Annotated in this window: 10 protein-coding genes; all 10 read left to right on the top strand. The window is 31.8% G+C overall.

Features of this window, described 5'->3' with window-relative positions; genetic code table 11:
- The first annotated feature begins 361 nt into the window (after window positions 1-361).
- Entirely contained in the window at window positions 362-1,363 is a 1,002-nt protein-coding gene (locus ACKTTC_RS06250) for a hypothetical protein (RefSeq protein WP_408038943.1), read from the top strand.
- The gene (locus tag ACKTTC_RS06255) at window positions 1,360-1,926 is read left to right on the top strand and encodes a tetratricopeptide repeat protein (RefSeq protein ID WP_408038944.1); all 567 of its coding nucleotides are present in this window, start codon (window positions 1,360-1,362) and stop codon (window positions 1,924-1,926) included. The genes ACKTTC_RS06250 and ACKTTC_RS06255 overlap by 4 nt, the downstream gene beginning before the upstream one ends.
- Window positions 1,927-1,948: 22 nt before the next feature.
- Window positions 1,949-3,787: an OmpA family protein gene (locus tag ACKTTC_RS06260; protein ID WP_408038945.1), complete on the top strand. Its 1,839-nt coding sequence runs from the start codon at window positions 1,949-1,951 to the stop codon at window positions 3,785-3,787.
- 2 nt (window positions 3,788-3,789) lie between these two features.
- Window positions 3,790-4,275 (top strand): hypothetical protein, encoded by a 486-nt coding sequence (locus ACKTTC_RS06265; protein ID WP_408038946.1) that lies wholly within the window; start codon window positions 3,790-3,792, stop codon window positions 4,273-4,275.
- Between the two features lie 19 nt (window positions 4,276-4,294).
- Window positions 4,295-5,098 carry a hypothetical protein gene (locus ACKTTC_RS06270; protein WP_408038947.1) on the top strand — a complete coding sequence of 268 codons (804 nt, stop codon included), beginning with the start codon at window positions 4,295-4,297 and terminating at the stop codon, window positions 5,096-5,098.
- Between the two features lie 11 nt (window positions 5,099-5,109).
- Window positions 5,110-5,643 carry a hypothetical protein gene (locus ACKTTC_RS06275; protein WP_408038948.1) on the top strand — a complete coding sequence of 178 codons (534 nt, stop codon included), beginning with the start codon at window positions 5,110-5,112 and terminating at the stop codon, window positions 5,641-5,643.
- A gap of 102 nt (window positions 5,644-5,745) precedes the next feature.
- Complete coding sequence (locus ACKTTC_RS06280; RefSeq protein ID WP_408038949.1) at window positions 5,746-6,729, top strand: hypothetical protein; 984 nt, start codon at window positions 5,746-5,748, stop codon at window positions 6,727-6,729.
- Window positions 6,726-7,730, top strand: coding sequence for a hypothetical protein (locus ACKTTC_RS06285; protein ID WP_408038950.1), 1,005 nt, complete (start codon window positions 6,726-6,728; stop codon window positions 7,728-7,730). The genes ACKTTC_RS06280 and ACKTTC_RS06285 overlap by 4 nt, the downstream gene beginning before the upstream one ends.
- Before the next feature lie 15 nt (window positions 7,731-7,745).
- On the top strand, window positions 7,746-9,608 hold the full coding sequence (locus ACKTTC_RS06290) for a hypothetical protein (protein WP_408038951.1): 1,863 nt from the start codon (window positions 7,746-7,748) through the stop codon (window positions 9,606-9,608).
- A 7-nt stretch (window positions 9,609-9,615) separates the two neighbouring features.
- Window positions 9,616-10,239: a PASTA domain-containing protein gene (locus tag ACKTTC_RS06295; RefSeq protein ID WP_408038952.1), complete on the top strand. Its 624-nt coding sequence runs from the start codon at window positions 9,616-9,618 to the stop codon at window positions 10,237-10,239.
- Window positions 10,240-10,415: the final 176 nt, after the last annotated feature.

Raw genomic sequence — 10,415 nt, forward strand, 5'->3', positions numbered from 1 at the left:
AAAAAGGGGTAAAAAAAAGGGTAAGAATAGTTGTTAAGAAACTTTTAGAAGAATACTCGATCTTTACAAAAAACAGAAAATTAAGAAATTTTAAAAACTCTTAAACCCTTGTAAACACTAATAAAAACACACTTTTTTGTTACAAAAAGTTATCAGGTTGAAAGGATTTTTACAAAAAGCAATTTAAGCAAAAATCACCCAAAACGGGTGATTTACAGCATAAAAACATTGGCTATAATTGTAAAACAATATAGAAAGAATGGAAAAAGAAAGTTATGGAATAATCATTACCTCCATAGGTAACGCTAGTCCCGTACAGATAAAGCCGATTGCTGAAAAATTTGAAATTCCTTATGAAATCGTGCTAAAATTGATTTACAATGCTCCTATGATTTTCGCAAGAAATCTAAAAAAGGACATTGCAGAAAAGGTGGTAATATTACTAACCAAAATTGGAGTCGAAGCTTCTGTTGAACAAGGTGAAGTTTTACAAAAAATTGAAACACCTACCACTTTTGATGTATGCGTATACATTAAAGAAATAGAAGATTTGCCAGATACGATTGGGATATTATCTAATTTTTTAGGAACGCACGAACAAAAAACACTGGAGTTACTCAATAGTTATCCATGTGTTATTTTAGGAGGAGTTTCTGAAGCTACCGTTACAGCACTTAAGAATAGAGTGCCTGAAAATGTAGAAATAAGTTTTGCAAACCCATCTACATCATTGTACTGTCTAGAGCTTATTAACGAGGATCAAATGGCGCACCATCAAGTGCGACAATATTTGAAAACGATTTCTCGAAAAGAAAATCACAATATTTCAAATAGTTATAGAGATCTTTCTTATAAAGATAGTCAGGCAATTTGGAGACAATTTCAAAGTACGGGAGCCATAAGGCTTACCAATCAGTCTTTTGAGCGATATGAAGTTATATTAGAAAAACTCAATGAGGAAACCCCAGTAAATTCAATAAAGGACACGCTACACAATACTATGCATATGCCATATGAAATTATGGATGAGGTTTTAGCGTCGCTTCCTGTTCAATTAGAAGATTCTATTAATGCTAGTGAAGTCGAAAATCGTATAAAAATGTACGAAAGTAAAGGGCTTATTTGTGATAAAAAGAAAGTTTCTAATGGATTTCGAAAATTGGTAATCGATGAGGTCGAAGATCAAAAAGAAACCATAGAGCTATTAAGTCACTTTATACCCAAAGAGAATGTTGCTTCACAAATTCAAATACCATGGTACGCTCCGGTACCTCTTTCAGACTTAATGACTAGGTATGCAATAGCAAAATTAGAATCTATAGGATGCGATGCATCTTTTGAAGAAATTGAACAATTCGTATGAAACAAACAACAAAGAAAAAGCAATTGCTACACGTAGGAATTGCTGAAAAAGGAAAGCTATACGCTTTAGAAGGGGAGCATAAAAAAGCACTTAAACATTATAGGGAAGCGTTAAGAATGGCGCAGGTAAATAACGACCCAGAATTGTTTTCACAACACTATATGCAATGTGTTGTAGAAAGTTTAGAAATTTCTGGAAATCATGATGAGGTAATCTCTTATGGACTTCATGTAGTTGACTTGATTGATAAACAAGAAGAAAAAACACTATTTGTTAAAAAGAAATTAGTTTCTGAGTTAGAACGATTAGCAATTCAGTATCTCTACAAAGGACAATTAGAAGAAGCTAAAGAAACATTAATTCGTATTAAAGAAACCTTGCCTCAAAATCAACCTCCTATGTCAAGAAAACTACTAGACTGGGTGTATAGAGGATATGTGATTTCACCAAAACAACTTAGAGAACTACAAAACCAATATGAATACTTTATTGTTAGGAATGATAATGTAAGAAAAGATTTAGCCATAGATATAGATCACATCTTACCAGAGGTATCATTTTAAACATTACAAAAACCACACTTAAATGAGTACAGAAAAATTATTAGAAGCTGCTACAGTATTACAAGAGGTAGATGTATCGCAAATTATGTCTTCTATGGCGTTAAGCATTGCTGAAGCACAACAAAAGTTAGATGATAATTCAGTAAATCAGTTAATTACGTTGGCAGACGCAACCAATGGAGTTAATGGAAAATCCTTACTAGAATTAGGCTTTTCTCCAACTTTTTATCATTTTCAGCATGCAGATATTTCTGCTTCAATTTCTTTAAAAATGAAAATTGCTGAATCTACAGAATTAGGCGTGTCAGCAAGTATAGAATACAGTAGTAATGTTGAAAAAAATGATCAAATAAAATCATTCTTTGATCAAAAAAATGAGTTAGCAGAAACAGGAGAATATAAAGGACATAATAAGTTTGTTAAAAATGTCAATGCCACTTCTTCAACTACTATTGGGAAGAAATCTGTAAAGATAGATCATGAAAAAAAGATCTATTCTAAAGTCAACGATTTATCAGAACAGATTAGAGAAAGTAAACAAGTAGATAGGTTAAAGCTAAAAACTAAAGGGAAAGATATTAATTTATCTCTTAAAGAAGGTAATGATAATGCCTTTTTAAGAAAGACGAAAGAAGATTTTTCAACGATATATATACCAAGACCAGTAACAGGAGGAGAAGGGGTTTTTAAAATGACAAATTATGGAGATGCTACAAAGGTAACTTACGATAATAATAAATCTACAGACGAATTTTCTGTAGCAGCTAATTTTAGTGACACACATAATGCTGCTTTATCAAGTGCAAGTGCAAAATCCGTTGAGGTAATAGGTTTTGAAAAGGTTGCAAATGATAAAAAAGGAATAAAAGTATTAGATAATTTAAGAAATCAAATTGAATTAAAGCATTATTTTGATTACGATAGATATAATATTCTTTTCACATACACTAAAACAGAAGGGGGAATAACATACAATAACAATAATACATTGCGATACTTTGAACTTCTAAGTAAGATTTTAAAAGTAGATTCTAGTGCTAAAATAGAAATTATAGGAACTACAGATAGAAGTGGTGGAGATACAACGAATCAAGATTTATCTGAGAGAAGAGCTAAAGCAATGAAAAATTGGTTTGAAAGCACAGGAGTCTCTTCTACTCAAATAGATATTAAAGGAGTAGGAGAAACATGGTGGACAGCTAAGCCAGATGGAGTAAAAGACCAATCGAATAGGTTTGTTATTGTTCGTTTTAAATCTACAGGTGATTACTTGTATTTTACAGGAACAGATTTTGTCGCAGGTAAAGCAGAACCTGACAAAGGAAATACTAAACCTAATAAATTTATATACTTAAAAGAAGGGGATTCTGAAACAGGAGATGTTGTGTTAGTTTTTGGAGAAGAAGAAGAAACGATTGTAAGTGCTAATTCAGCTAGCGAAATAGGGCTTAATATTTCTGGAAATGCTAAGCTAGAAAGTAGTAAGATTTCTGCTGAGTATGAAAATGCTATGGTATATATGTTACATGAAGACACACTTTTATTTTTCGATCTATATTCAAAAGATGAAAGTAACATAGATATTAATACTTCAAATACAACGAATACTTCAGAAGACAAGAAAGATACGTATGTAAAACAAGTAGATAAGAATAAGTTTTTATCAAATCTTAAAGAGACTTCAAAAAGTAGAGATAGCCAACGTTACTTTGCTATAGGAGGAACTTTTGATTATAGAACTGCCAAAAAACATGAAATAGATGTAGAAGGAAATGCATCCATGTCGGTACGTTTAGTATCTCTTCCTGCACCTGCAGAGTTACTAAATGAAGTCAAAAAAGCCTTATCTAAAGATTCATAAATATGTCTAATACATCCGTAAAAGTGACAAATTCGCTATTAAACGCACCTTTACCGCAAATTGTAGAGCGATTAGGGTTTGCGATAGCCAATGCACAAGCCGAATTAGACAAAAACTCTGCGGCATTAATAGACGAATTAGTCAGTACTAAAGTAGAATTGGGAGGTAATGAATATAATCTAATTGCACTTGGTTTTACACCAACATTTTATGCTTTTACCGAAGCATTGATTGAAGCTAAAATGGATTTTTCTATAAAAGAACAAACAGACATTTCAGCAAGTGCTAGTGCAAAATTGAATCTAGCAGTTTTCTCAGCATCTATTACAGGAACATATGCAAGAAAATTTGGAATCGAAACCAAAGGTTCGTCATCTATTACTACCAAACTGGTTTCCTTGCCTCCACCAGATGCTTTGAATCAGATCATCAATAAAATTATAAGCGAAGAAAATCAAGGAAACCAAGATAATCAAGACAACAATTAACAGAAAAAAATAAAACCAAATGAGTTACTACACACAAATCGGACAAGACCTTCTTAATGTCCCAATGGGAGACATGATCCGAGATATGGCTTTTGCTATTGCTGAAGCACAAACTAAATTAGACGAAAATTCTATCACCGTCGCAGAAATGATGGGAGGATTAAAAACGATTTATAATAATGAGGGAGAAGTAGCCTTTGAAGACAGTAGAGTTTTCTTTGGAAGAGACCGAGTGCCTTTTAGTGTTGCAAAAGCATTGTATAATAGTGGTACCAATAAAGATGGTTATAAGTCTTTAATTTTAAATGAAATTAATAATACATCGCCAGACATAAAAGTTAAAGACACTAATGGAAAACTGACGATCGTTGGAAATGATTCTAGTAAAACTGAAGCAGATGACCCATTAGTATATGTACCTGCGCGTTTGTCAATGTTAGAATTAGGATTCACTCCAAACTTTTATCAATTTGTAGATACTATTATAGAAGTAAAAATTAGTATTTCATATAAGAGAGAATCAATAAACACGGTTAATAATAAAAGATCATCATCTAACCAAAATACAAGTTTTGGAGGATATTCATCATTTTGGTATCGTAACTACCATTATAACAGAGGAACAAGCGTTTCTGCATCGCAAGTAAATGCTAGTTATGCAACAAAATATAACTATTCTGCAGAAGGAGCTAGTTTAATGCGTACAAAACTAAGTCCAATACCACCACCAGCAATTTTAGAAGAGCGTATAAGAAATCAAATGCTTTTACAAGAAGAATTACGAAATCAAGAAATTGAAAAAAACACAGAGTCTAACTCTTAAAATAAAATAGTATGAGCAGTGTAGGAACTGAATTATTAAACGCACCTTTCCCTGAGTTTGTAGTACAATTAGGGAAAGGTATTGCCGAAGCTCAATACGAATTAGATAAAGTGTCTTTACGTATTACGCAATTAATGGCTGGATATTCTAACGATACTACCGATAATGATGATAGTGATGTTTTAAACTTAGATGGTAAAGACGAGAATAAAGACCTAATCACCTTAGATAAAAATAAAAGTTATACACTTTTAGAACTAGGATTTACACCTACATTTTATCAGTTTGTAGACACCGTTTTAGAGTTAAAAATGGCGGTTAGCATGTCTCGTGAATCGGTATATACCCGAAATTCAAAGGAAGGTAGAGTTAAATTTCGATTATTCAGAGGAAGTGCAAAAGTAGCATCTGTAAACGCTTCATATTCTCAGAAATACCAATACTCTGTAGAAGGAAGTTCATTAATGAGAACGAAGATAGTTACTGTACCACCACCGCCAAGGTTGGAAGAGATTATTAGAGAGGTTACTTCAGAAAGAAGTTAAAACGAATACATTCATTAACACCATTTTAATTTTTTTATCTATTTCGTTATTGTTGGAATTGATTTGTCAAACTAATATAAACGAGATACCATCATCGTATATATGAAAGCCAAAAGTTGGAAGAAAATAGCTAGGCAAAAAGCAAAACAAGAAGAAAAACTATCTGAGAATTCTTTGAATACAAATAGTAGCAAAGAAAATGGAAAGATAGTTCCTGTTTTAGATTCACCTACTACAACTCCAAAAGTAGATCCCTTAGCGTTAATGCAAGAATTGCTACCTGAAAATGAGAAACTTCAACATTTACTAGAAGAAAGGAAGTTATTAGAGCAAAAAATGATGCAACTCACACAGGGAGGAGGAAATGTTTTTGGAGGTTTGAATAGTCCAACGGAACCGTTACATAAGAACCAACGATATACAGGAGAAATTCCAAGTCATAATGAAAAGAAAAAACGAGAGCGGGTATGGGAATTAAAAAGAACTAAAGCTGTAGAAAAAAACAAAGAAAAAACGAAAGTACAACCTATAGATAAAACTGTAAAGCAGCACGAAAGGTTGTCTTTATCAATGCCTGAGAATATAGCTATAGATGAATCTTTATTTAATGTATCAACAGGGAAAACTTCTTTAAATAAGCAAATTTTAAAACCATTAGGGCTTCTTAAAAAAGAAAAAGAAATGAATGTTGAGTCGAATGAAAGAAAAAAAACGACGCCCAAAAAAGAAGAAGAAAAGAAAAAAATAAAATCGAAGAAATCGATAGCAACAAAAACCAAAGATAGAGAAGTACTGCAGAAGCCTTTATCAAAAAAAGAAGATTTTATTTCTAGAGGAGTAGATAGGTTTAGAGATATAAGTAAAGAAAAAACAAATGTTTCTAAAAAGTTTAACGAACTGGTGAGAAAAAAATTAAGAGTAGATGCAGGTAGTTTAGATGAATTAGAAAAAAAACAAGAACAATTAAGAGAAATTCTCAAGTTTAAACGATTAGAAAATATCAAGGAAGAACAAAGAGAAGAAGCTAAAAGAAAGAAGCTTCAAGAGAAAAGAAGATCACAACGAAAAGATAACCGATTATTATGAGTAATACGATTTCAGAAAAAAATGCTTTTGCTCTAAAAGATATTTTAGTATCACTAGCCGATGGATTGAGTGATGCACAAGAAGAATTAAATAATCAAGCTCCTTTTGATGATTTAGGAAGGCCTAATACAATTTATCAATTACCTTATTTAGATTTTAAATTGCAGGTAGTAACAGAGTTTGAAGAAGAAGAAGTAATAGCTGCAGAAAAAACAGTGAAAGGAGCTTTGCGTTTTACACCAGCAAAATCGGTAAGTAACGATAGCGAAAGAATAGGGATTTTTAGCACAATTTCAGGGAGATTTGTAGCTACAGTTCCTAATGAAGGATTACCAAAAACAGAATTAGAAGTAGAGGTGTCAGAAATTAAAGGTCCTGTAAATGGTATGTATTCAGTAGATGTAGTTACAACTCTAGAAAATACAGTTGGAGAACGTATCAGTAATAAAACAGTTTCTTTTAATGTAGATGAAGAAGCTACTAAGGAAATTAACGAAGATAAATTAAAAGCGATTTCTGAATTTTATTTTGATCCTGCTGAAATTAAAACGAATAAACAAGGAAATGCTAGTACTACCATAAAATTCTCTTTAGCACCAAAAGCTGGAGTAGCAACTAATGACGATACAACTCAACCAGATAACTCAGATAACCAAACACCTAATAGCGAATCAAGTAATACTTCTGAAACATCTGGAGATACAAGTAATATAACAAGTAGTACGTTAAACACACCTCCAATACCAGTAGCAAAACCGTTACCACAAAATGATAATGATGACGATACTGGGATAATTCCAATAAATGATACGTTTGGAGCAAACTTTAGCAATCAAGATATAGATAAGCTAAATAAAGAACTTGATTCAGGAACAGATAATACTAATATTTCAGAAACGATAGATACACCTCAAAGTACACCTGAATATGTTTTTGTAGTATTTGAAGTAAGTTCAGATTTAGAATACAAAACTATTTCATTACAAATTCCCTTAACATAAATCAAACAAAAGAACATGAAACAAATTCATTTTAAGGGTAGTATAAGAAACCTTCAAAATCAGTTGATAAACTTAGAAGGATTAGCAATTGATTTTTTCGATAGTAGTAAAAATAAATGGCTTCCACTTATAAAGGGTATTACTGTTGCCAAAGGAGAAATAGAGATCACATATAGTATCTCCAAAAGAAAAACAGTCGATAAGAAAATAATAGAAGTCATAGAGAAAGGGCTTTTTCCTTCTTTTAGACTTTCGTGGAATAAAACATCAAAAGTCAATAAGGTTTTTCGAATTGGGGGAGCTGTAGAAATTAATTCAGATACAGAAACTACAGTTCATTTTGGAGAATTGTATCTTGTTGAAATATCTGGAAAGCAAAAGAGTACTTCAGGAATAGATTTTCAACAGGTAGCAATTCCAAAGATTGCTGAGTATAATGTTTTTTTCAAAGAACTTATTACTGGATTCAATAGTAAAAGTAGTTTAGAAACTAAAAATCTAGACGCTAATCCAAGTTTATCTAGAGAGGCATTAAGTATAAGGCCTGTTGAAGATGATAGTACAGATAACTTTGATGGAAAAACTATAGACCCAATTGGTACCATACTTCCTGGTGGAGGTATTGGAGTTCCCATAGATGACATAGGAGATGGAAACGGAGGAGGTAATAGTGCAACAATTAATGCCTTAAATCAGCTTGTAACTAGTTTAAGAAGAGAGTTAAACACTAGAAATTCAGAAATACTAAGTCTAAGACAAACAAATACAGCGTTAAGTAATCAAAATGATGCATTAGTTAAAGAAAGGAATAATTTAGTCACACAAGGTACTTATTTAAGAAACGAAAATATAAGGTTGTCCAATGAGAACCAAACATTAAACGGACGTGTAAGTAGTTTGCAAAGTCAAGTGTCAAGTCTTAATAATACCATAAGTACTAAAAATGCACATATAGCCAAGTTAGATGCTGAGATTAAAGATCTCAAAGCGCAAATTGTTACTAAAGACGCACAAATTTCCAATCTAGGTACAGAAATAAGACAGCTAAAAACAGAGATAAGTAGACTTGAAACACAAAATACCGATTTAGATGCAGAGAATCATGATCTAACAATAAAAAATGAAACACTTAGAACTCAGCTTAGCCAAAAACAAGTAGAATTAGAATTAGAGATTCAAAAAAATGAAACTTTAGAAAAAGAAGTTAAAGATTTAGAAGATGAAAAGAAAACTCTAGAAACGGATTTATCTGAAGAACAACAAAAAGTATCCGCATTATCACAAGAAAAAGATACTTTAATCGCAGAAAAAGGTGTGTTAGAATCAGAACTTGCTATTAAGGAACAAGAAATAGTAGTGCTAAATACAGAGAAGAACGAGCTTGAGTTGGAGGTTGAGCAGCTAAATATTAGTCATCCAGGAGAAAGTAAAGCATTTAAAATAAATGATATTTACAGACAGCTTGTAGAAGATGTAAATTCAGCATCTTTAGAATTAAAAAATGTTGGAAATTATCAGTTAGGAAATGTTACGATAGACTTAAAAACACATATCCAAAACGATGATAAAGGATTAAAAGTTCAAACATTAGATAAAGATAGTGCCAAATCCATTAATGAAGGAGCAGTAAGTAATGTAAAAATCAATATAGAATCTACAAAAGAAATTCAAAAAGCTGAGAGAGTATCTGTACCAGATTTTAGTGGATTAACAGAAAAAGCAGCAAAGAAAAAAGCATTACAATTCAATGTAAAACTTACACCTATATATCAATACAATCAAACCGAGAGAATAGGAAGCGCGTTTATGCAATTGCCTAAACCAGGAGCAAGAGTATTACCATTAACCAAAGTAAAAGTGTTTTTTGCTAAAAATTAAAAAATAAATGTCCGATATTAAAACAAATTCAGATGTAAGAGAGCTCTTGTCAGCTCCACTAGGAGAACTTATTTCTTCTATTGGACAAGGTGTTGCAGAAGCACAAAAAGCATTAGATGCAGCTTCGCTATCACAAACTTTAGCACTATATGATGAAGATAATCCAAATGAAGTATTAAAACAATTAAGAGAAATAGGGTATCAACCTACATTTTACACCATACCAGAAACAGAAGTAGAAGCAAAAGTGTCACTAGCATTGTCCTCGCAGAAGATCGATTATGAAAATAGTAAAAACCATAATTCATCGCGTATGTATGCTACTCCAGTAAACGCTTCTTCTAGTAATAAGTATAATATCAATGGAGTAGCAAGTGCTACACTTAAATTTAAAATTGTTCCTGTACCGCCAAGTAATGAGGTAGAAGATATGAGAGTAGTTCCAAATTTAGTGGGTAAGCAATTAAATCAAGCTATAACAATACTTCAAAGATTAGGTATAGCTTACAATATCACAGATGATATTTCAAATGAAGATGATAATAATTTTAAGATTAAAACTCAAGATCCCGATCCAGGTACAATCTCAAAAAGACAAAATGTAGTTGTTTTGCTTGAATTAGATAAATAAATTACAAGGATCTTATAAATTTTAAAGTCTTTACAAAAAATCAGAAAGTGGTTTTGTAAAGACTTTTTACGTTTTAGGAATAGAGCGAAACGTATTCTCTTTATCATGTCCCCAAATAGCATACATATATTAATGTATAAAGGGATGAGAAAAAGTTTGAAAAAACTTTTGGCTTT

This window comes from Tenacibaculum amylolyticum (genome assembly GCF_964511145.1).
Lineage (GTDB): Bacteria > Bacteroidota > Bacteroidia > Flavobacteriales > Flavobacteriaceae > Polaribacter > Polaribacter amylolyticum.

Excerpts from the sequence above, each read along its gene's own strand:
- ACKTTC_RS06255 (WP_408038944.1), top strand. The coding sequence starts at position 1,360 with ATGAAACAAACAACAAAGAAAAAGCAATTGCTACACGTAGGAATTGCT.
- ACKTTC_RS06260 (WP_408038945.1), top strand. The coding sequence starts at position 1,949 with ATGAGTACAGAAAAATTATTAGAAGCTGCTACAGTATTACAAGAGGTA.
- ACKTTC_RS06265 (WP_408038946.1), top strand. The coding sequence starts at position 3,790 with ATGTCTAATACATCCGTAAAAGTGACAAATTCGCTATTAAACGCACCT.
- ACKTTC_RS06270 (WP_408038947.1), top strand. The coding sequence starts at position 4,295 with ATGAGTTACTACACACAAATCGGACAAGACCTTCTTAATGTCCCAATG.
- ACKTTC_RS06275 (WP_408038948.1), top strand. The coding sequence starts at position 5,110 with ATGAGCAGTGTAGGAACTGAATTATTAAACGCACCTTTCCCTGAGTTT.
- ACKTTC_RS06280 (WP_408038949.1), top strand. The coding sequence starts at position 5,746 with ATGAAAGCCAAAAGTTGGAAGAAAATAGCTAGGCAAAAAGCAAAACAA.
- ACKTTC_RS06285 (WP_408038950.1), top strand. The coding sequence starts at position 6,726 with ATGAGTAATACGATTTCAGAAAAAAATGCTTTTGCTCTAAAAGATATT.
- ACKTTC_RS06290 (WP_408038951.1), top strand. The coding sequence starts at position 7,746 with ATGAAACAAATTCATTTTAAGGGTAGTATAAGAAACCTTCAAAATCAG.
- ACKTTC_RS06295 (WP_408038952.1), top strand. The coding sequence starts at position 9,616 with ATGTCCGATATTAAAACAAATTCAGATGTAAGAGAGCTCTTGTCAGCT.